Source organism: Panacibacter microcysteis (genome assembly GCF_015831355.1).
Taxonomy (GTDB): Bacteria; Bacteroidota; Bacteroidia; order Chitinophagales; family Chitinophagaceae; genus Panacibacter; species Panacibacter microcysteis.
The window spans coordinates 2741302-2763815 of the sequence record NZ_JADWYR010000001.1 but is presented as its reverse complement, the minus strand read 5'-3'; the positions used below and the strand labels follow the sequence as shown (position 1 = coordinate 2763815).

Annotated in this window: 23 protein-coding genes; 10 read left to right on the top strand and 13 right to left on the bottom strand. The window is 42.9% G+C overall.

The features are described 5' to 3' along the window. Positions 1 to 241 precede the first annotated feature (241 nt). Entirely contained in the window at positions 242 to 604 is a 363-nt protein-coding gene (locus I5907_RS11350; protein ID WP_196990826.1) for a DUF4268 domain-containing protein, read from the top strand. 102 nt (positions 605 to 706) lie between these two features. Here the strand turns inward: I5907_RS11350 and I5907_RS11345 are convergent, their stop codons facing one another. The 3 genes from I5907_RS11345 to I5907_RS11335 are packed head-to-tail and all read right to left on the bottom strand — an operon-like array spanning position 707 to position 2401. Next, positions 707 to 1129 carry a secondary thiamine-phosphate synthase enzyme YjbQ gene (locus I5907_RS11345; RefSeq protein ID WP_196990825.1) on the bottom strand — a complete coding sequence of 141 codons (423 nt, stop codon included), beginning with the start codon at positions 1127 to 1129 and terminating at the stop codon, positions 707 to 709. A gap of 29 nt (positions 1130 to 1158) precedes the next feature. Next, positions 1159 to 1608: a DUF4440 domain-containing protein gene (locus I5907_RS11340; RefSeq protein WP_196990824.1), complete on the bottom strand. Its 450-nt coding sequence runs from the start codon at positions 1606 to 1608 to the stop codon at positions 1159 to 1161. A 19-nt stretch (positions 1609 to 1627) separates the two neighbouring features. Then, entirely contained in the window at positions 1628 to 2401 is a 774-nt protein-coding gene (locus I5907_RS11335; RefSeq protein ID WP_196990823.1) for a hypothetical protein, read from the bottom strand. 207 nt (positions 2402 to 2608) lie between these two features. On the opposite strand from I5907_RS11335, the gene I5907_RS11330 reads away from it, so the two are divergent. Further along, positions 2609 to 4795, top strand: coding sequence for a PAS domain S-box protein (locus tag I5907_RS11330; protein ID WP_196990822.1), 2187 nt, complete (start codon positions 2609 to 2611; stop codon positions 4793 to 4795). A gap of 45 nt (positions 4796 to 4840) precedes the next feature. Further along, positions 4841 to 5569 (top strand): DUF4412 domain-containing protein, encoded by a 729-nt coding sequence (locus tag I5907_RS11325; protein ID WP_196990821.1) that lies wholly within the window; start codon positions 4841 to 4843, stop codon positions 5567 to 5569. Between the two features lie 373 nt (positions 5570 to 5942). Here the strand turns inward: I5907_RS11325 and I5907_RS11320 are convergent, their stop codons facing one another. The 5 genes from I5907_RS11320 to I5907_RS21910 are packed head-to-tail and all read right to left on the bottom strand — an operon-like array spanning position 5943 to position 9103. Then, a complete protein-coding gene (locus I5907_RS11320; RefSeq protein WP_196990820.1) occupies positions 5943 to 6659 on the bottom strand; it encodes an SDR family oxidoreductase in 717 nt (238 codons plus the stop codon). 59 nt (positions 6660 to 6718) lie between these two features. Beyond that, complete coding sequence (locus tag I5907_RS11315; RefSeq protein WP_196990819.1) at positions 6719 to 7507, bottom strand: DUF3050 domain-containing protein; 789 nt, start codon at positions 7505 to 7507, stop codon at positions 6719 to 6721. Positions 7508 to 7519: 12 nt separating this feature from the next. Continuing rightward, entirely contained in the window at positions 7520 to 8665 is a 1146-nt protein-coding gene (locus tag I5907_RS11310; protein WP_196990818.1) for an FAD-binding domain-containing protein, read from the bottom strand. A gap of 8 nt (positions 8666 to 8673) precedes the next feature. Further along, positions 8674 to 8958, bottom strand: a complete 285-nt coding sequence (locus I5907_RS11305) for a TIGR03643 family protein (protein WP_196990817.1) — start codon at positions 8956 to 8958, stop codon at positions 8674 to 8676. Then, the gene (locus I5907_RS21910; RefSeq protein ID WP_196990816.1) at positions 8933 to 9103 is read right to left on the bottom strand and encodes a DUF2256 domain-containing protein; all 171 of its coding nucleotides are present in this window, start codon (positions 9101 to 9103) and stop codon (positions 8933 to 8935) included. Before I5907_RS21910 ends, I5907_RS11305 begins: the two co-directional genes overlap by 26 nt. 73 nt (positions 9104 to 9176) lie before the next feature. On the opposite strand from I5907_RS21910, the gene I5907_RS11295 reads away from it, so the two are divergent. The 3 genes from I5907_RS11295 to I5907_RS11285 are packed head-to-tail and all read left to right on the top strand — an operon-like array spanning position 9177 to position 11809. Continuing rightward, the gene (locus tag I5907_RS11295) at positions 9177 to 9809 is read left to right on the top strand and encodes a flavin reductase family protein (RefSeq protein ID WP_196990815.1); all 633 of its coding nucleotides are present in this window, start codon (positions 9177 to 9179) and stop codon (positions 9807 to 9809) included. A gap of 3 nt (positions 9810 to 9812) precedes the next feature. Next, positions 9813 to 10550: a YqjF family protein gene (locus I5907_RS11290; RefSeq protein WP_196990814.1), complete on the top strand. Its 738-nt coding sequence runs from the start codon at positions 9813 to 9815 to the stop codon at positions 10548 to 10550. Positions 10551 to 10591: 41 nt separating this feature from the next. After that, on the top strand, positions 10592 to 11809 hold the full coding sequence (locus tag I5907_RS11285; protein ID WP_196990813.1) for an aminopeptidase: 1218 nt from the start codon (positions 10592 to 10594) through the stop codon (positions 11807 to 11809). Between the two features lie 254 nt (positions 11810 to 12063). Here the strand turns inward: I5907_RS11285 and I5907_RS11280 are convergent, their stop codons facing one another. The 3 genes from I5907_RS11280 to I5907_RS11270 all read right to left on the bottom strand — a co-directional run bounded on the left by I5907_RS11280 (position 12064) and on the right by I5907_RS11270 (position 13875). Continuing rightward, positions 12064 to 12315, bottom strand: a complete 252-nt coding sequence (locus I5907_RS11280) for a DUF4342 domain-containing protein (RefSeq protein WP_196990812.1) — start codon at positions 12313 to 12315, stop codon at positions 12064 to 12066. Positions 12316 to 12329: 14 nt separating this feature from the next. After that, entirely contained in the window at positions 12330 to 12872 is a 543-nt protein-coding gene (locus tag I5907_RS11275; protein WP_196990811.1) for a hypothetical protein, read from the bottom strand. A gap of 169 nt (positions 12873 to 13041) precedes the next feature. Further along, on the bottom strand, positions 13042 to 13875 hold the full coding sequence (locus I5907_RS11270; RefSeq protein ID WP_196990810.1) for a DUF6159 family protein: 834 nt from the start codon (positions 13873 to 13875) through the stop codon (positions 13042 to 13044). 173 nt (positions 13876 to 14048) lie between these two features. On the opposite strand from I5907_RS11270, the gene I5907_RS11265 reads away from it, so the two are divergent. The 3 genes from I5907_RS11265 (at position 14049) to I5907_RS11255 (ending at position 18071) form a co-directional block, all read left to right on the top strand. After that, on the top strand, positions 14049 to 14741 hold the full coding sequence (locus tag I5907_RS11265; RefSeq protein WP_196990809.1) for an ROK family protein: 693 nt from the start codon (positions 14049 to 14051) through the stop codon (positions 14739 to 14741). Between the two features lie 329 nt (positions 14742 to 15070). After that, complete coding sequence (locus tag I5907_RS11260; protein WP_196990808.1) at positions 15071 to 17440, top strand: ABC transporter permease; 2370 nt, start codon at positions 15071 to 15073, stop codon at positions 17438 to 17440. A 271-nt stretch (positions 17441 to 17711) separates the two neighbouring features. After that, positions 17712 to 18071, top strand: a complete 360-nt coding sequence (locus I5907_RS11255) for a hypothetical protein (protein ID WP_196990807.1) — start codon at positions 17712 to 17714, stop codon at positions 18069 to 18071. Between the two features lie 180 nt (positions 18072 to 18251). Here the strand turns inward: I5907_RS11255 and I5907_RS11250 are convergent, their stop codons facing one another. Further along, a complete protein-coding gene (locus I5907_RS11250; protein ID WP_196990806.1) occupies positions 18252 to 20171 on the bottom strand; it encodes a gamma-glutamyltransferase family protein in 1920 nt (639 codons plus the stop codon). A gap of 195 nt (positions 20172 to 20366) precedes the next feature. Next, positions 20367 to 20807, bottom strand: coding sequence for a DUF3592 domain-containing protein (locus I5907_RS11245; protein ID WP_196990805.1), 441 nt, complete (start codon positions 20805 to 20807; stop codon positions 20367 to 20369). 351 nt (positions 20808 to 21158) lie between these two features. Between I5907_RS11245 and I5907_RS11240 the strand changes: the two genes are divergently transcribed. Further along, positions 21159 to 22469 (top strand): aspartate kinase, encoded by a 1311-nt coding sequence (locus I5907_RS11240; RefSeq protein ID WP_231402027.1) that lies wholly within the window; start codon positions 21159 to 21161, stop codon positions 22467 to 22469. Positions 22470 to 22514: the final 45 nt, after the last annotated feature.

Below are 22514 nucleotides of genomic sequence, written 5' to 3'. Positions count from 1 at the left end.
AAAAGCATGTTAAGTGTTTATTACCCCAGCGTTAAGATAATGTTACCTGGTTTTTTGTAATATCATTTTCATGGGATGAGAAAAGCATTTTTATGCGCTGCTATTGTGGTTGTGGCATGAAGGATTTCGCAGGCAGTGTATCGATGCTGAATAATGTTATAGCAGTACAAGTGAGTGACACAACCAAAGCTCCATAGCAGCAACACAGCCGGCTACATTATCTCCTTATTATCTTTGCAGCATGTATGCTAAAAAAGATGCCGTATTGTTAAAGCAGGCTTTCTGGACAGCCTTTGGACAATATATGCAGCCTGTATTATCTGCAGATGGAGACCATATTAACTGGATCAATTACAAGACCGGTGAAAAAGATATCTATTTCAGGATGCATGCCGATAACAAGCGGGCAACGATTGGCATTGAACTTACTCATAAGGACCCCTCCATGCAGGCACTTTTTTTTGAGCAGTTTACAGCATTAAAAACCCTTTTGCACAATGCACTTGCCGAAGAATGGCAATGGATGTTGCATACGCATGACGAAAATGGAAAGACCATAAGTACGATTGGCACAACACTGAACGACGTAAGTGTATTTAACTAAGCGGACTGGCCCGAATTGATTTCATTTTTTAAACCACGTATGATTTCGCTGGATGAATTCTGGAGCCAGGCGAGGTATATTTTTGAAGCGCTGCGTTAACAGCTACTCTCCCCAGGCTGTAATCACAATCGATCTGTTGCCACCGTGATTCCTGTGTTCGCAGAGATAAATGCCCTGCCATATACCCAATGCCAGTGCACCGTTTATAACAGGTATCATTACAGAAGCGCCAAGCAAAGAAGCTTTCAGATGTGCGGGCATATCATCTGACCCTTCATAATCATGTGCATAATCAGGATCATTTTCCTTCACAGTTTTATTGAAGAACATTTCAAAATCTTTCCGTACGGTGGGGTCTGCATTTTCATTGATGGTAAGAGCAGCTGATGTATGTTGAATAAAAACCTGGCAAAATCCTTTGCGTATTTTTTTTATGTCAGGCAGAGCACGCAATACTTCGTTCGTAATTAAATGAAAGCCTCGTGGCCTTTGCGCAAGTGACAATGTTTGCTGGAAAATTTGCATGCGCAAAGATTAAAAACAAAAACGAATAATCAGTTAGCAGCGGGCAGCATGTTCCTGATAGCACATATTTTCCAGACGTTGTTTTGTTTGGCTACGATGAATGTGCTCCACATGTTTCGCATGGTGTTATTATTGCTTTGTACCTGGTACCTGCAGTCAACAATAGCACTGTGAACTGTTAATGCCTTTACCTGGTGGATTGTAAGCGTTCTTTTCCCTTCATTGGCTGCAGTACTTCTGAGCATGCCCTGTACCGCACTTTGCATACCGCTGCGCCATTCGCCGGTGGAAACAAGCTGATCGACGTCTTCAGATAAGATAGATTTTAGTAATACGGTGTCGTTTGTTGCTCTTGCAGTGGAATACTGGTCAATTAATTTTGCAATCTCCTGCTCCTGCTCTGCGGTCAGCAACTTTGTTTGCGCAGAAAGAGGTACAAAGCAAAGCGCAAACAAGCAAGAGATCAGCATTCGTTTCATGACGTGCATTTTTTTAAAGTTATTGTTTTACCACAGCTACCAGGCTAAACATTTCTGAAAAGATTTCTTTATTCAGGTTGCCTGCATTGATAAAAGCACTTTGGTTGGCACGCATATAAGGATCGTAGTCTATATCATTCTGCTTCTCAAACATAGCATCGTCTTTGAAATAGATAAAGTTGGTGTAGTTAAAGTCGCCGCCGGCTTCCGGGAAGATAAGCCTGCAGAAGTTATAACCTGCTTCAAAATTCTTTTTAATAAGGTCTTTGTGAATCGTAAGCCAGTCGCCGGTTTGCAGGTTCTCGTAAGATATTTCTTTACCAGGTGTTGCTTTGACGTATTTAACAAGCATTAAGCCGGGTGCGGAAGTCATATCTGTTTCTGCAAACATCTCGTAAATGGGCGTGTAAATAATATCGAATGAATCATTTTTACGCATGCTGGTACTATCCAGCCGGCCTTTTGTGAGGCTGTAATAAACACCTTTCGAATCTACATTTTTGTATTCAGACAACCAGTCTGTAAAATTTTTGAAACTGGTTACAATAACATAATCGTACTGGTTTTTATTCCTGGCAGGATTAACCGGCTGCCAGACTGTGCTGCGTATAACAGCTTTAAATTTTTGCTCCTGCACGTCTACCCTGTTACGTATATAATTCATTACAGAAGCCGTATCTGTGATACCAGGTTTCATCTTTACAAACTCCATCAGCAGGTATTCATTTTGAGCGTTGGTTTTGGCTGTGGTTAACACCAGCGCCAGCAGTAATGAACAGGTCAGCAATTTCATATCGAGTGTTTGGCAGCAACAATAGAATTTTATGCCAAACTTATGCATAGCAAATAATTGTGCCTGCTGAATGCATACCGGGAAACTTCATGGTTTTGATACAGGTTTATTGCACAAAAGGTTTGTAAAGCTTGTTGTTTCGTTGCTATTTTTAATGATAGCAAAATAAATAATTATTATACTTTTAATGTATATACCACTCCCCTCATGACTTTTATCAATTCGCTCGATTATTTACCACATATCATGGAAGAGTTACCGATCGCGTTTTCGGTATTGGAGGGCCCGGACTTTATCGTGAAAATTGCCAACAAAAAAAACCTGGAGATATGGCAGCGGTCTGCGGCCGAAACGATCAACAGGCCATTGTTTGATATTTTCCCGGAAGTGAAATCGCAGAATTTTAAAGATATTCTTACCAATGTATACCAGCAGGGTATTACATACAATGCAGAAGATGTTCCCGCACAGTTTATACGCAACGGCACGCTTGACACCGGCTATTTCGACATTATTTACCAGCCACTTAAAAGCGATAATGGTGCAGTATACGCTATCATGGTCATCTCCAAAGAGGTGACCACCAAACATGCCGATGTGTTTAATAAACACCTGCTTGAAAGCAGCCCCGATTGTGTAAAGATCCTGGACCAGGATGGCCGGATAGCATTTATGAATTTTAATGGCCGTTGCGCCATGGAACTGGAAGATTTTGATATTGTAAAAAACAAATACTGGTGGGAACTCTGGGGCGATGAATATCAAAATATTATTCTTGATGCAGTACAGCGTGCAAAGAATGGCGAAGTGGTTCATTTCGAAGCATTTTGCGCCACTTTTAAAGGCACACCAAAATGGTGGAACATCATTGTTTCGCCTATAACAGACAAAGACGCCCATGTTGAAAGCATCATTGCTGTTTCAAGGGATATTACGGAAAAGAAGATTGCAGAGAAAAAAATAGCTGATAATGAAGTACAGTTCAGAACATTGGCTAATTCTATTCCACAACTTGCGTGGATGATGCAGCCAGATGGCTGGATCTACTGGTACAATGAACGATGGTATGATTATACGGGTACCACGCTGGAACAAATGCAGGGCTGGGGCTGGCAGGCAATACATCACCCTGCTATGGTAGAAGGCGTGGTGAAACGCTTTAAAGAAGCCATTGATGGCGGCAATGATTGGGAAGACACCTTTCTCCTGCGTGGAAAAGACGGCAATTACCGGTGGTTTCTCTCAAGAGCCTTTCCATTACGAAATGAAAAAGGCGAAATAATGCAGTGGTTTGGCACCAATACTGATATTACGGAACGCCGGTCGATGGAAGAAGCACTCAAAGAAAATGAACAACGCTTCAGGTTACTGGCAGAAAATATCACTGAGCTGATATGGGTTACAGACAGCAACCACCAGCTAACCTATATCAACGAATCTGCCTACCTGTATTTTGGCCTCGTTCCCCAGTCGTTGCAAAACCTGAACGCAGATTATATACATCCCGAAGATCTTGTAAAAAACAGGAAATACTGGGAAGTTTCTCAGCAGGAAGAAAAAGAGTGGGCGGTTGAACACCGGCTAAAAAACAAATACGGCGAATACCGCTGGCACCACACCAAAGCAACACCACATAAAAACAGTGAAGGAAAAATAATTATGTGGATCGGTACGTGCATAGACATTCATGATCATAAAATGAAAGAGCAGCAGAAAGATGAGTTTATGAGTATTGCCAGCCATGAATTAAAAACACCATTAACAGTTGCAAAAGGTTATATACAAATTCTTTCACATGTTTTAAGCGATTCCGGCACAAGGGCCGTACAAACATATACCATGAAAGCGCTTGATGCTATTGAGCGCATGCAGCAGATGATTGCGGAACTGCTCGACATCAGCAAAATTCAGAATGGCAGCCTTACCTACTTTTACAGCCGTTTTAACTTTAACGCACTGCTGAATGAAACCATTTACGATTTCCTGCAACATACGCGGTCGCACAACATCTCCAAACAGGGCAACCCTGCTGTTATCGTGTATGGCGATGAGAACCGGATGAAACAAGTGATCGTAAACCTGCTTTCAAACGCTGTAAAATATTCGCCCTCTTCTTCAGAAGTACAGGTTTGCCTCACGGTTGAAGACAGTTTTTTACACCTGGCGGTTACAGATTATGGCATTGGCTTAAATGCTGAACACCTTGATAAAATTTTTGAACGTTATTATCGCATAAAAGAACAAAGCCATGTGTTCGACGGGCTGGGCATAGGCTTGTATATCTCCGCGCAAATAGTAGAAAAACATGGCGGAAATATATACGCCGAAAGTGAGCCTGGTAAAGGCAGCACGTTCCATTTAAAACTACCTTTTGAAACTTTGGAAACAGATTGATCCCATTTAAATTACACGTACCTTAATATTAATAAATACTGATTTATGAAAACAATGCGCTTAACCGGTACCAAAAGCGTTGGCTTAGCATTACTTACCGGCGTGTTTTTTTTCTTTACACCTGAGGCAGCACTGCAAGCCCAGGACGTTACAAAGTTTAACTTTAAAACAGGTATTACGTACAGCATCAGCGAGGGGGCTAAAAAGGCAGGTAACAAATTAACCATGTGGTTCTCCGATGGCGATTACGCCGCCATGGAACCTGCAGAAAACAACATGGTGTTGATGATATTCGATACAAAAAATACAAAGATGCTTACCATTATGCAGGCGCAAAAGATGGTTATGACAATGGACTTCGGAAAATTTCAGCAACAATACAAAGACAAAAAAACCGGGGAAGATCAGCCATCTGCACCAAAAGGCCAGGTAACAAAAACCGGTGTAAGTGAAAAAATAATGGGCTACAATTGCGACCAGTACAAGATAACCAGCGCAGAAAGCGAATCGCTTGTTTGGGTTACAACTGAGCTTGACGCGGGTTATATAAACTTTGCTAAAAGTATGATGATGGCTATGAACAGCGGAAAAGGAAAAACCGGGAATAATGCGCTCGGCAACCTGCAGGATATTGCCAATGGTGTTATGTTAAAGATGATCACCAAAGATCTCTCCAATAACAAAGAAGTTATGCTGGAGGCTACCAACGTAAATACAAGTGGCAAAGAGGTGGACATTACAGGATACCAGACTATGAAAATCTCCGGCCAGTAAGTAAGCAATAATTATGTTGCCGGCTGTTGAATAAATATGAAGCACCTGTTGTGTCACTCATTTGTACGTTCAGAACTTTATGGAGCAGGTGCGAAGATTATACAAGAAAACAGCGCAAGCACATCTCCTTTGGAGATGTGTTTGCGCTATAATCACTAAGAGCTTTTTCTTTCCCGGGTTCAACTCAATTATGTCCCGTTATTTATTAATCATTACTTATTGTCTCAGCCACTTATTTGCTTATTCTACTTTCTCGTTGGCCATTCACGATCCGTAGTTCAATATTCGCCATGCTGCCACATGCATTACAGTACAAGTGAGTGACACAACAGGCGATGCCATGAAAAACTGTTGCCCGCTACACCATAAAAAATTATATAGCCTGGTGATTGAAAGGCTGCACAACCATTTCGCTTACTACCGCACTGGACGGTTGCTGACAAAGAAACCAGATGGTTCTTGCTGCTTCTTCGGCCATCACCATTTTATCTCGCTGTACACGCAGGTCTATATTGTCCCAAAACGGTGTATCGACGCCGCCCAGAAAAAGATTGGTTATACGTATCTCTGTGCGCTTTACTTCTTCCCGCACACTTTGCAACATACCTGTTAGCCCGTATTTGGATGCACTGTATGCTGCAGCCCCGAGCATTGGTATTTTACCGAGTATACCGGGTATGTGAATGATGAGGCCTTTCTTTTGCTCCTTCATAGCAGGCAGAAAAGCTTTGATAATAAGAAAAGGCGCATACAGGTTGATGTTGATCGTTTGCATAAATTCTTCCGGCGTTAATACGTCAGAAGATTTAATGATGCCAATACCGGAAGCATTGATAAGTATGTCTACCTGGCTAAATACTTTGAAAAAATGTTCTTTCAGTAAGGTTACTTCTTCTGGCCGGGTTATATCTGCCGCAAATACGTTTGCACCAGGAATGTTTAATTCATTTGCAAGCGCGGTAAGCTTTTGCCGGTCTCTTGCGCATAAAAAAATATTGGCGCCTGCAGACGTCAATATTTTTGCCGTTTTACTGCCAATGCCACCTGTTGCACCCAGTAATAAAATATGCTTTCCTTTTATTGTTTCCATGCAAGTTTATTTTGCACTAACAATAATTGCAGGCTATTGTTTGCAATGAGTTTTTGAGATTATACTATTACAGCCTCCTGCTGCAATATAGCGCGGTGAGCACCGTTCCAAAGCTCAATGCGTTTTTGCAGGGATGCAACTACCGCTGCTTCTGCTTCTTTCCAGTATTGTTCATTATTGCCACAAAGATTTGCGGTCATTTGTAAAGCGAGGTTGCTGTGGTGATCGCCGTCTACTTCTATATGCCGTTCAATATAATACCTGAATATTGCAATGCTGCCGGGCATTTCGTTGTTGATATCCTGTAAGAGCGAAATGAACATATTGGGTATAAGATCTTCCCTGCCAAATGTAAAGACAGCCGACTGCACATGCGTTTTACCGGTATTGATCACCTGGAATGTATAATCTACAAAAGCTGCGGCAGCGGCAGGCGTACCGGCATTGTCAAATGCAGCAGCCAGGTTTCGGGATTGCTGTAATGTTGCAATAAAAGTATTGATACCTGCAGTGGCTGCGCCACATTGTTCCATGGCCTGTAAGTATAGTTCAAAATGACTGGTACGTTCGCCATTCATATCAACATCAGACTCTTCGCCCGTTACAATTTCATTGATGAGGAAACGTGTATCTGCATTACCCCTGGGAAACCATGGAATACTGGTGCAGGTGAGGTTTTGCTGAAGCGATTTAAGCAAAGACATAAAATCCCACACTGCATATACGTGGTATTGCATAAAAATCCTGAGATCATCTGCATTTCTGATTACACTGTACACAGGGTGATGAATGATCTGTTCTCTTAACGGTTCAATTTTTTGTTTTAATAAATCAATTGCCTGGTTCATATTGTGATTCATTTACTGATTGCCAGTATATTCTTTGAGGTAAGGGGCGCATTTTTTCCAGAATGCAAAGAAAGAGGAATACGGCTTTACAACTTCCGGGAACATCCAGTCTCTTTCTTCCCTTTTGCCGGTATAATGGCTATATACGGGGTTTTCTTTCGAAACGATTTGCTCATTGGCGGTTTCACTGTTGGGATAAAGTTTGGCTATAGCAGACATCTCCCCGGTATACACCTGCAACCCGAGAATATTTTTGCCGAGTGCCAGTATAAAATCGATTACCTGTTTGCTTACCGGGTATTTTTCAAAGTGAGATGGCTCGAGTAACAGGATGCGGTTGCCATCTTCATGGCTGTGCCACTGCGGATCCAGGTTATAGTTGTTGTAAATAAATGTTGGCTTGCTGATGTCTATTGCTGGTAAGGCCGTTTGTGGCAACGGGGTATGCAATGTGAGTTCACTGCTTGCTTCGAGCTGTGGCGGTACAGGCATATTAACAAGGGCCGGGTATTCTTTGTCTAGAAAAGTATCTTTCTGCTCACTGTATGTGTACCGGTTTACATTATCCTGGTTACAATAATATTTTTTTGTTGCAAAAGCACCCGCTACCCATTGCCAGCTACACGTGTTGCTGGCAATATCACCATCGAGCAAATGATAGTACAACCATTTGGATGGTACAAGCCAGTGTGCCTTTGCAATATTGCATGTAATTGATGCTACATACATGCGTACATGATTGTGCATATAGCCTTTATCAAATAATAATTGTATGTGCTCATCAATGGCATTGATGGAAGTGGATGCGGCGGCTACAGCATCTACCATGCGATGATGCACTACGTCTGGCTGCGGCCGTTTAATGTCATCCCATATGCCGTCGCCCAGTTGCTGCCAGGTGCGTTGAAAATACTCGCGCCACGCAAGCTCCTGTATAAATTTTTCTATTTGCCAGGGCTTGTGGTCCTTCTTCAGTACATGATTTAACACCTGCCTGCAACTGATTACACCGCGGGATATATATGGTGAAAGATAAGTGACAGATCCATCTACGAAATTCCTGGTTCGCGCATACAAGGCGGGTTTAATGCCATCAAGCTGTTCAAGTATCGCATCGTAAGAAGTAGGAAAAGTATAATGCTGCGTGTAGTTTTTCATAAGGTAAATTATCGCTTGCTGATCTTGTTCAATGAAATTGTTTTCTGGCGTGTACATTTAAAACGGCTGACATCTTCTGCTCTTAATGCCTCGTGCTTGGTGGCGCGTCCATTGGTGCGTTTGCGCCACATCCGGAAACTGGCAGGCTTCATTTTATTGCGCATGAGTGCTATTACCTCTTGCTCTCTTAAACCAAACTGGTTATAAATGGCTTCAAAAGTGGTTCTGTCTTCCCAGGCCATTTCAATAATACGGTCAATAGAAAAATCATCTAACGCTCTCTTGTTGCCCATGATGTTGATTTTTTTGCATCCTGCACCTGTCGCTGCAATATTTAACATCGTCCCAAACTTTTGCCCACTTTTTTCTCCAGCTAAAAGGTCTTTTACAAACCACACAGGTTTTCTGCGGAAGATCGGCTTTCTTTTGTTGCTTCAAATTTTGTGACTGTTATTGATTCACTTCAACAACAATCGGGCATAAAGAATGTTTTACTTAAAAAAAATTTATCATGATCTCTTATAAAGCCGCGGACATACAGCAGTGGGAACGTTTTTACAGGGCAAACTTTATCAACAGCCTTACAGGTTTTAAATCAATAAGCCTTATAGGCACTGCAAATACTTCTGGCAATACCAACCTCGGCCTTTTCAGCAGCATTGTACATATGGGCTCAGATCCTGCTTTGGTAGGTTTTATCAACAGGCCGCTGAAAGCCGCGCCCCATACAATAGACAATATTAAGGCTACCGGTGTGTATACCATCAATCATGTTCACGAGTCATTTTTGGAGCCGGCGCACCAGGCAAGTGCAAAATACCCGGAATCTGTAAGCGAGTTTGACGAGACAGGTTTAACACCTGAATACATAGACCATTTCACCGCGCCATTTGTGAAAGAAAGCGCCATCAAGTATGCATTGACAATGCAGGAAATAATACCCATAACATTAAATGATACCTTCCTCGTAATCGGCAAGATTGATTTTGTACAACTGGAAGCAGGTGTTTTGAGACCTGATGGTTTCCTGGATATTGACAAAGCAGGCTCTTTATGCAGCAATGGAGCAGATGCTTACTACAATACCGCTTTTATTGCCCGTTACAAGTATGCAAAGCCGGGTATACTCCCGGAAAAAATCTGATATATGCAGAAACGAAAATTTCTTTCGGCCAGTTGGGAATACCTGGCCATGTTCAATTATGAAATAGATGCAGCAATATTACAGCAATACATTCCACCATATACAGAACCGGATCTTTTTGATGGCAGGGCAATGATCAGTATTGTTGGTTTTCTTTTTAACAATACACGTGTGCTTGGCGTAAAATGGCCTGGCTTTGTAAACTTTGAAGAAGTAAACCTGCGCTATTATATCAGGCATTTCAATGGCAGTGAATGGGAAAGAGGAGTAGGCTTTGTTTCAGAGATTGTACCGTCAGCTGTTATAGCGAAGCTTGCCAATGGCTTGTTCAATGAGCATTACAGCACCGCCTTGATGTCTCACAGCATACAGTCAGACAAAAATGAACTAAACGTTTCGTACAAATGGAAACGCCATAACGAGGAATGGAATTCAATGGAACTTGTAGCTGAAAATACATTGACCGCTATTGTGCCCGGCTCTGAAGAGGAGTTTATCCTGGAACATTATGTCGGCTATAACGGTCTTAATAAAAAGACCACGGTTGCTTATCGCGTAGAGCATCCCGCATGGCAGGTTTTTAAAGTAAGGGATCACAAGCTGCAGTGCAATGTTGAGCGCCTTTACGGTAAAAGCTTTGTTCCGTTTGTGCAGCATGTGCAGCCGCGTTCTGTTTTCCTTGCAAGAGGCTCAGCAGTAAATGTCCGTATGCCATCAAAGATCACTGCTGCCACTTTTTAATTCCTCCTGCATTCAATAAATTCGCTGTAAAAAATACGAATATGCAGCCTGACGAAAAGATTCTACAGAAATATGCCCAGGTTATGGTGCGTTATGCAATAAATAATGGCGCTGGTATAAACAAGGGCGATACCGTTTACCTCGTGGGGCAGGAATGCAGCAAAAATTTATACATGGCAATTGCCAAAGAAATTTATACTGCCGGCGGCAATATCATAAACGGCTATATGCCCGATAACATAAAAGAGAACAGCCTGTCTCGTTTTTTACTGCAAAATGGTAGCGATGAACAAGTGGCGTTTTTTGCAAAGCCTTACTGGCAGGGGCTTGTAGATGCTATTGACCATATTGTTTTTATTATCGCAGAACCAGACATACACGTATTTGAAGGGTTGCCCTCTGCCCGCATAAGCATGATGAACAGTGCAAGAGCACCTTACATGGCCATGCGTGAAAAGAAAGAACAGGAAGGAAAATTATCGTGGACGCTGTGCCTGTATGGTACGCCTTCTATGGCTGCCGAAGCCGGGCTTTCTACAGAAGCATACTGGGAACAAATTATCGAAGCCTGTTATTTGCGGGAAGATGATCCCGTGGCAAAATGGAAAAAAGTACAACAGGAGATAGAGACCATTAAACACAAGCTCGATGCGCTGCCATTGCAAAAACTGCATGTAAAAGGCCAGGATGTTGACCTGCACATACAGATCGGCAAAAACCGCAAGTGGCTGAGTGGCGGCGGCAAAAACATTCCCAGCTTCGAAATTTTTACTTCGCCGGACTGGCGCGGCACCAACGGGCATATTTATTTTAACCAGCCTTTGTATTACTCCGGTAAACGCATTGCCGGTGTAAAACTGGTCTTTGAAAACGGCCTTGTTACTTTTGCAGATGCCGCCGAAAATGCCGATGCTTTAAAGGAAATGATTGCGCAGGAAAATGCAGATAAAGTTGGTGAGTTTTCACTGACAGACAAACGTCATTCGCGCATCACGAAGTTTATGGCCACCACGTTGTTTGACGAAAACATGGGCGGCGAATTTGGCAACACACATATTGCGCTGGGCAATGCCTACAAAGACACTTATACCGGCGATATGAGTACTGTAACAACAGAACAGTGGGCCGAAATGGGTTACAACAGTTGCCCCAAAGTGCATACAGATATCATCAGCACCAGCAACCGCACAGTCACGGCTACGTTAGAAGACGGAACAGAAAAAATAATTTATGCCGATGGTATGTTTTTGCTGGATTAAAAAAGAAGATGGTGTTACCGGCATTGGTGCTTGTGGCATCGCCTGTTGTGTCACTCACTTCAACGTTCCACTGTTATGGCGACTGCAGCGATCCGGTTTGTATACCCTCGCTGTATGCTTCGCGTATGTTCAGCCATGTATCAACAGTTGAAGAGTGCGACGCAACGGAAGTTTCACCGATGTACTGCTGCCGGGTACAAAAAATTTCCTTGTAACGCTATACCACTGGTGTTACAGAAAGTTAACTCCATTACTTATGGAGCTTCATCCCTTTCTACAGAAATGGTGCACTCGCCAAGCAATGCTGCAAGGCCACCAACAGCCGCAAGCACCGGTGCAATTACCGCACCCACTACGCCAACGGTTAACGGAAAAGACATTAACTCTTTGCCTTCTTTATTGTGAATAGAAATTTTGCGAACGTTACCTTCCTCAATGAGTTCTTTTACTTTATTTACCAGTTGCTCCCCATTGATAGAAAAACTCTCTTTAAATGACTTAGCCATAAAAGCTTTATTGTTTATTGGAATATTGCAGGGTTTCGTGGCGCAATTGCACCGTTGTTTTGGTAAGGCATCATCATGGGGTAACTGCCACGTTCCACACCAATGCTACCGGAAATAGAAAAAGTCCGGGCATCGTTTACATACATTAAACCTACTTCTGCCCTGGAATAAATACCGAGGCTGTTTGCTTTTAAAAATGATGATTGCTGAAAATTCTTATCGCCGGCCTGGGTAAGAAAACGCTGGTTGAAATTGATATATGCAGGCGCAACAGATACACCTGCAAAGGCAAAAAGATTGTTATTTAACTGCCTGTTTATTTGCAGGCCAACAGGTGCAGCAACCACTGTTGCATTGCCACCTTTAAAGAAGCTAAAACTGGTACTGAGACCTGCATATTTGCTAAAGAACCATTTTTTCTGGGCCGTTGTGTCGTTTGCATGAATGCTGCTGATGGCGGAACGCTGCGAATAATCTGCATACGTTAGCGGTAACAGGGTTTGGGCACCTGCACCAAAAGAAAATAATAGAAAAGTGATCAATACTACCAATCGCATAAACCTCAATTTCTATAAAATTACAGGATGTTTTGTTAAAGCACCGCCAGCAAAAAAAGTTTACAAAATATTTGTTGGCACAATGGCAGCAGACATTTGTGCAACATGCATGCTTTTTAATAAAAAAAGCCGCTTTGAAAGCGGCTTGGTAAGGCTACTTGCAATATCGTTATTTTCTTACAAACAGGTCATCCACCATTTCATCATTCAAGATTGCAACTTCCACACCTTGTGCCTGCTGGTACACAGCGCTGATAAAAATAGCCTGTGCCGCACTGATAATAGCAATAATCAATATACCTGCAAATACGGCCAATGCAATGCCGGTAAAAGTATTGACAACCGAACCAACAAAAAACAATGGTACCGCTATAAGCAGCAATGCCAGGAACTGTACCAGGCCAAGGCTAAAATTTCCAGCAAGGCTTTCTCCCCATTTCGCTTTTATAATGCCGGCAGAACGACCAATCGCTTCTATTGGTCCTGTATTTTCATAAGCCAATACAGGCACTACGAAGAAAGTAGTAACGTTCCATATTAAACCAATAATACCGGTTATGATTTTACCGACAATACCGGTTTCTTCCTGTATAATTTTTAAAATAGTACCTACTGTTGCTGCAATAACTGACCAGCCGAGAATTGTACCAATCCTGCTAAAGCTGTAATTGATACCATCTTTCATGTCAACTTCTTCGCCATTGAATACCATGCGTACACAACGCATGAGCGCCACATTGAAAAAGACCACTATAAAATAGTTAAGCAGGTAAAAGCCAAATATACCGGCATATGCCAACAATTTCCGGGCGCCTTCTGCATCCATCAAATCCCTGATCCAGGTTTTTGCGAAAAATGCAGCAAATGCAAACGATGCAGTAAGGATGATCATTGATGCGCCGGAAAGCAGCGGGAAGAAAAGCAATTGTTTATTGGTTTTTAAAACCTGGAAACTTTTCATGGAGATTTTCCATCCATTTGATAAGCGGGAGAACAAACTCATAAGGGTTAATTTTTTTGGTTGAAATTTTTTTTAAAAATAACTATTGCCACACATACTGTCAAATAATTTACAGCCGCCGCTTCTTTAAAATTTCACCAATACTGAAACATACGCACGTTGTATATTTATCGTTCCAAAACATTATTACAGCAACACGTAATTAAAGCAAGGCAATGAAGATTTTAACCATAGACATCGGCGGTTCGAATATTAAGATCACTTTGTTGAACGAAGAAGGCGAATCGCTTTCTGAGTATAAAAAGCTACCAACTCCGCAACCATCTACACCGGAGAATGTAATTGCAACCATTAAAACACTCGCTGGCGGCATTGATGGTTTTGACAGGATTTCTGCGGGTTTCCCCGGCTATGTAAAAAAAGGTGTTATTAAAACAGCGCCCAATCTAGGCACTGAATACTGGAAAGACCATGACCTGCAGAAAGCTTTATCAGAAACATTTAAATGCCCTGCAAAAGTGGTAAATGATGCAGACCTGCAAGGCCTGGGGCTTGTTAGCGGCACCGGCCTGGAAATGGTAATAACACTGGGTACCGGCTTCGGTACTGCATTGCTTGATGATGGTCACCTGTTGCCTCACCTGGAACTGGCACACCATCCCATAAAGACCAATAAGGTGTACGACGACTATATTGGCGAAAAGGCATACGAGAAGAAAGGTAAAGCGCACTGGAACGAACGCATCAGGAAAGTGCTTGGCATTTTAAAAACGGTATTCAATTATGACCGGTTGTATATAAGTGGTGGTAACGCCAGAAACATCGATTTTAAGCTTGACGATAACATAATTATTGTAAGTAATAAGGATGGTATAAAAGGCGGTGCACGCCTTTGGAAAACAACGTAAAAATCTATAACCCATAATACCATAACCGCGGCATACAGGGGTCGTCATTCAACGGCGGTAAAGCTACACCACAAGGTGCCTGTATAAATGTGCGTACACCGCAGTTGCTGAGTTGCCCACCGCAGTACAAGAGTGCGACGCAACGAAAGCTTTATAACAGTAATGCAGCCTGGCTCATCATATCATTGCCGTACAAACAGTGTTCGCATACGAACAGTTTACATGCGCTAAAAAAATAATATCATTTCTGTTTCAACATCTTGCAATATTGGCATGTGCATTGAAAATTTTGGTTGGCACAATCATATTCTTTTAAATGATGCACAATTATGTTTAGAAATTACCTGCAGATAGCTTTAAGAACACTTGTAAAAAACAAGACTTATTCTTTTATAAACATTGCCGGCCTTGCAGTTAGCCTTGCAGCAAGTATTATGCTCATGCTTTGGGTATGGGATGAACTGAGTTACGATACTTTCAATACAAAGCTTAACCAGATTTATAAGCCGTCTCCAACCTTTGACAAAGACCACAAACAAATATGGAGCACCACCCCGGCGCCGCTTGCTACGTTTGCCAAAAGAGAAATACCAGGGGTTGAAGATGTGTGCCGTATATCAGACAATGGCGACATGCTGCTGGAATACAATGGCAAAAAGTTTACCGAACAAAAAACCTGTTATGCAGATCCTTCTTTGTTTTCCATTTTTGATTTTGCGATGATAAGTGGCAACCGGAAAATACCGTTTACGGATAACCGCTCCATGATTATTACAAAAGCAGCCGCAGAGCGATTTTTTGGAAAAGAAACTGCCACAGGCAAAGTAGTAAAGGTGAATAACAAAGATAATTTTACCGTAACAGGCGTTCTGGACGATATGCCTTCCAACTCCAGCATACGATACGACATTATAATGCCTTTCGACATTTTGAAAGAAGGCTACTCTGAAAACAGCTACTGGAAAAGCCTCGACGGCGACTGGGGAAATTATAACTACGACACTTACTTTTTGCTGAAGCAGGGCACCAATGCCGCGGCCTTTGGCAAACAACTGGCAGACCTGCACCGTAAGAACCAGGATGAAGAATTTGTAAAAGATCTCTTTTATGTAATGCAGCCCATGGCGCAAATGCATTTATACACCGCAGGTGGTGAAGATAATGGTGCGCAGGTGGTGAAAATATTTTTTATCGTTGCCATCGTAATACTGCTGATAGCGTGTATCAATTACGTAAATCTTGTTACAGCACGGTCTACAAGAAGAACCAAAGAAGTAAGTGTAAGAAAAGTTATTGGTGCCGGTCGAATGCATTTATTCTGGCAGTTTATAACAGAATCGCTCGTGGTATTCATCATTGCCATGACGCTCGCTGTATTTTTGGTATATGCTGTAATGCCTTTTTACAACGGGTTGTCGGGCAAAAACCTCACGTTTGATTTTCTCGACACACGTGTGCTGGCACTTACTGTTGTTACCATGTTTGTAACAGTCTTGTTTGCGGGTGTTTATCCTGCCTTAATGTTATCATCTTTTAGCCCGGCAATGGCATTGAAAGGTTTAATACCCGGCCTTGGCCGCAATGGTACATTTAGAAAAACCCTTGTAGTTATACAATTTACCTGCTCTGTAGTACTGATCATTTCTACGCTCATCATTGGTCAGCAACTGGAATATATACGCCAGAAAAGCCTGGGTTATGAAAAAGAAAACATCATGTCTTTCAACGGCAGAAATTTTACCGCGCATTACGAAGCAATTAAAGCCGAGCTGGAAAAATCTCCGGGTATAGCGGCAGTTACTGCAAGCTCCAACGATATACTCAACATTCAGAGTGCCACAGGCGATGCTGTGTGGGATGGCAAAACGGCCGACCAGCAAAACTTTATGATCAACCAGATGGATGTTGACCGAGACTTTATGAAAGTGATGAACATGCAACTGGTGGCGGGTACCGGTTTTACCGGCACACCGGCAGACAGCAGCCATTATATACTAAACGAAGAAGCCATTAAACAAATGCGCATCAAAGACCCGATTGGCAAGCGTTTCAATTTTCATGGCCGCGATGGCATAATAGTGGGCGTGGCAAAAGACTTCCATTTTAAAAACATGCGCACCGCTATTGAGCCCTGCATATTCTCTTATAAAAATTTCTGGAACTGGTGGCGCTTTTACATTAAAACAAACAGCAACCAGGCGCCACAGGCCATTGCTGCTATACAACAGGTTTGGAAAAAATACAACGCAGATTACGACTTCGAATACCGGTTTCTCGATGAAAGCTTTGATGAAATGTACAAAAAAGATTCCCGCATTGCCGGGTTATTCAATGTGTTTGCAGCCATCGCCATCATCATCAGTTGCCTGGGTTTGTTTGGGCTCGTTACTTACACAGCAGAAACAAAAGTGAAAGAAATTGGTATACGCAAAACGCTTGGTGCAAGTGTAAGCAACATCATCATACTGCTTTCAAAAGATTTCATGGTACTCGTAACCGTTTCGTTGCTTATCTCCTTCCCTGTTGCATGGTATATGATGAACAAATGGCTCACCAATTACCAATACCGCACAAGCGTGGAGTGGTGGGTATTTGCAGTTGCGGGCATCAGTGCATTGGCAATTGCCTTTATAACCGTGGGCAGTAAGGCCATGCGTGCGGCACAAAATAACCCGGTAAAAAGCCTGCGGTCTGAATAGTTGTGTACCCGGCATTGGTACCTTGTGGCATCGCCTGTTGCGTCGCACACTTCAACTCTGGAAAAAATACCGGGCAACGCCGGGTGTAATAACGCAGGATATTGCAACAACTTTATTGACAAAAGTGAATTGTAAGCCCGGCAAATATATATAACTGTTTTAGTAATATTAATGGCAGCGCGTAGAGCGCTGCCGTTCTTTTTTTACGTACTCAATAATCCGGCACAATTATGCGTTACATGTGTTATAGTTTTTTAAACCAATATCCATCATGCAACAGATCGACGTTTATCAGAACCCCTTTTCTATTCAGCAGTTTAACTGCTCCTGGGCGGCCATTAAAGAACAGGTAACAGAAATACTCTTTCACATGCCGGAAAAATATAAACTGGCTTATGAAGATGAAACAGAACAAAAACTGATACTGTTCACAAGCCTTGACTTCAACATATTTGGTAAAGAAAGAATGAATGTAATCTACCTGTCTAAAATAGACAGCCACCAGCAGCAATGCATGATTGCTTTTGAAGTTAAAAACTACAACGGAGATATTACCACCAAAGAAGATTTTGAGCGCGGCCGGTTTTTTATGGATATACTGGCAGAAGATATGATGCAGCTTTTCAATTAGGCGCTTTTTGTGTTGCTGATAACGTTTCAGAACTTCGCAAACTGAAACGCAGCAGCCGCCATAAAAACGGAACGCACAAGTGAGTGACACAACAGGCGATGCCATAAAAACCATTGCCGGTTAACACCATTACCACGTTAGTATTTGCGTGCTGATGATAAAGTGCTATGGGTAAAAAGTTTACCAGCCAATACCGTAATCTTCACCGTGGTTGCTGGAGCCGCCCCAGAAACTGCCGTGCTTCCAGTCAAAATAAATAGCGTTGATTGGACCGCTCGTTCTATCGTCGAAGTATAATTTATAACCCATTTTGCGCAGTGCTCTTTGCACATAGTCGGGCGTATTGCTGTTAACGAGCATGCTGCCCGCCCTTGGCTGCCTGTCTGCCACCTGCTCGCCGCCGAGTGAAAGCCACAACTGATCTGAGTTGATGTTTGCAGCTTCTACAGCTTCCTGAATGGTCATACCAAATTCCACTACATTCAAAAAGCATTGCAGCAGGTTTTGATCCTGTGTGTCGCCACCCTGCACTGCAAAAGCCATAAAAGGTTTGCCATCTTTCAGCGCAAGGGACGGCGTGAGTGTAACCCTTGGCCTTTTGCCTGGTGCAATTACATTGAAGGGATCGAGCGTACTATCGAGCACAAAGCTTTGCAAACGCTGGCTCATGCCAATGCCTGTATTGCCTGCAATGCAGGCGGGCAGCCATCCGCCACTCGGTGTAATAGAAACAACCCAACCTTCTTTATCTGCGGCTTCCACAGAAGTGGTACCACGCCACATGCGGTCTGTATATGCCGGGTCAACAGTATTGGCTGCGAATGTGCCGTTGAATATGTTGTTGAAAGTAGCGTCATGCTTTGGCGTGGCGCCGGGGGTTGCACGTTCGGGCGGAGCGATATTGAAACCTCTTTCTTTCAAAATGCCAAGATAAGGGTTCGTTTTACCTTCAAACGGGTAAGGATCACCGGGGCCTATATCGGGCCGGCTCATTTGATCGTTAACCAGTGCAGCCCTTTGTTTGGCATATGCTTTACTCAGTAAGCCTTTCATTGGTTCCTCCGGTGGAAAATAAGGATCGCCGTAATAGAAATCCCTGTCTGCAAAAGCAAGGCTCATACTTTGGTACAACGTGTTCATATAACGCGCAGAATTGTAACCCATGCTTTTAAGATCGAAGTTTTCGAGAATGTTGAGTGCCTGCAGCATAGACGGGCCCTGTGTCCACTGTTGCAGCTTATACACTTCAATACCTTTATAGTTTACGTGCAAAGGTTCTTCTTCAACAGGTTTCCATTTTGCAAGATCATCCATCGTTATTAAGCCGCCCTGCTCCTGTGCACCACGCACAAATTCTTTAGCAATGTCTCCTTTGTAAAACCTGTCGTATGCAGCATAAATGGCTTCTTTCCTCGATTTGTTTTTCCTGAGAGCCTCCTGTTCCGCATCAACCATTTTTTGCAGCGTGGCCAGCAGGTCTTTTTGCACAAAGATCTCGCCTGCTTCGGGTGCTTCTCTCTCTGCACCTTCGTGTGGCAGAAATACTGATTTGCTGTAAGGCCACTGTTTGATCATCTTTTTGCCGCGCTCTATAGCATTGGCCGTCTGCGCCTCTATTGCATAGCCTTCTGCAAGTTGCATAGCCGGCGCAAGCACTTCTTTCAAACTCAATGTTCCGTATTCGGCAAGCATATAACAAATGCCGCCCGGTGTACCTGGTGTAATAGCCGAAAGCGGGCCATACTCGGGAGGAAACTGCATGCCTTTGCTTTTAAAAAAAGCCGTTGTGGCGCCTGTTGGTGCAACACCCAGTGCATTGATGGCAATAACTTTTTTTGTTGTGGGGTTATAGATGAGTGCCTGTGTTTCTCCGCCCCAGCTGAGTACATCCCACATGGTGCAGGTAGCAGCCAGCATGGCGCATGCGGCATCTACAGCATTACCGCCTTTATTAAAGATCATGGCGCCGGCTTCTGCTGCCAGTGGTTTACCTGTAATAGCCATCCAGTGTTTACCGTGCAGCGGCGGTTTTTGGGTTTGCTGTGCATTTGCACCCAGCATTATACTACATGTAATAAGAAAGATTAACAGGTGTTTCATGCGCTACCGTTTGAGCTTTAAAGATAGCGCAGTTACGTAGAAAGAAAGCCGGACGAGCGGGAATATACGCGGTTATTTACAAAGGCATAAAAGGTAAAACAGTATAAGCAAACAACGTAAATAACGCTGCGCTTTTTCGCCTTTTAAAGATGCTGGCTTTTGAAATAGCGCCTGCAGTTAATGCAATATGGAGTGCTAGAAATTGGCGATAATCTGCCTTATGGTTCTGAAAATTTCGATTGATAGAACAATGACACCACAACCGCCGAGCATTATACCCGCAATTTTAATGAAAGGAACCAGGCCTGATATGTAGAATTTGGAAGGATCGCTGCGCATGTAGTACAATGTAACCATATGCCCTTCGGGATATTTTTCTGTTCTAGATTTCTGGCTTTGCACAGTTACAACCGCATCGTCTTTTGTTCTGAACTGTAATACCGGGAAATAAGATCGAACCCTGTCTGAATCTTTGGCAATTTTATAATCCACCACTGAAGCGAGTGCTTTTTCACCCTGTGTTCTTATTTTTCTGCGGCGTGCAAGTTTTCTGACGGTAGTAAAAACAAAGAAGTAGAACAATAAACAGATAAGAAAAATATAAATAAGCAACTTGAAAATGAGAAACGCGATCATAAATAAGCAGTGGTTTAATTCACTAAAAAATAAAAGTACGGCATTTTTGCTAAGCCGCCACGAATACGGGTTTTGATTAATTGATAATTAATGCTTTTGTTCTGTGTGGTGCCGTGCCTAAAAAAGACGTTAGCGTATCTTATGACAGCATCAATACTTCGCTACAGTCTTCGCGTTTGGCGAATAATGGTTCAACAGTACAAGTGTGCGACGCAACAAACGATCATTAGCGTTGCTGCAGCCGGCTACATAAAATTCTTATGCAAATTTCTTTGATACGGGCTACTTTTGCTGCCGCTAAAAATTATACTTTAAAAAAAAATCGGGGCGGGGGAATTTCTCATGAAAATTATGAAGTTTGGCGGCACCAGTGTTGGAAAGCCGGAACGTATGCACCAGGTAGCACAACTGATAACCAGGGACGATGAACCAAAGATCGTTGTGCTGAGCGCTTTAAGCGGTACAACGAATGCGCTGGTATCTATCAGTGATAGTCTTGCACACAGCGACAGGGATGCAGCCAAACGAAAGATTGATGAGCTGGAAGCGCATTACAGGAACTTTGTACAAACACTTGTACAAACAGCAGATGCACAAGCCAGGGCAAATGCCATCGTTACGGAGCATTTTGAATTCCTCAATATTATTCTGAAGATCTCTTTCAGTGATGCTTTGAATAAAGACATTCTTGCGCAGGGTGAACTGATGAGCACAAAGCTTTTCTGTGTTTACCTGGAAGAAAACAACATTGATCACCTGTTGCTGCCGGCACTGGAATTTATGAGCATAGATGCCAATGAAGAACCACAGGTGGGCAGCATTAAAGTAAAGCTGAGCCAGTTGGTGCAGCAGAACAGCCACAAAAAACTGTTTATAACGCAGGGTTATATTTGTCGCAATGCAAGGGGTGAGGTGGACAATTTAAAACGTGGCGGCAGCGACTATACAGCTTCTCTTATTGCTGCAGCAATTAATGCCAGTGTTTGCGAGATATGGACAGACATTGATGGCATGCACAACAATGATCCGCGTATTGTAGATAAGACATTGCCTGTAGAAACTTTAAGTTTTGATGAGGCTGCAGAGCTTGCATACTTTGGTGCAAAAATTTTACACCCTGCCTGCATATGGCCGGCACAGCATTACAATGTGCCCGTAAAACTGTTAAACACCATGCAGCCGGAAGCCAAAGGCACCACCATACAGGAAGATGCCAACAAGGCCGGTGCAAAAGCTGTAGCTGCAAAAGATGGCATCATTGCCATCAAGATCAAGAGCAGCCGCATGCTGCTGGCGTATGGCTTTTTGCGTAAAATATTTGAAGTGTTTGAAAAATACCGCACTTCGATTGATATGATCACCACCTCTGAGGTAGCCGTAAGTGTAACAATCGACAGCGACGCCAACCTTGACGCCATTGTAAAAGAACTGGAACCATTTGGCACGGTAGAAGTAGATAAAGACCAGACAATCGTTTCTGTTGTTGGTAATGATATTGCACAAACGCCGGATGTGATGACCAAAGTGTTTGAGGCCATCAGCACAATACCGCTGCGCATGGTAAGCTACGGTGGCAGTAACAACAACGTTTCATTACTGGTGCCTGCACAGTATAAAAAGCAAACGTTGCAACTGATCAATAAAGGTGTGTTCGGGTTGTAGTTACGCAACTGCTTTATAGAAACAGCGCCGGCAAATGCCGGCGCT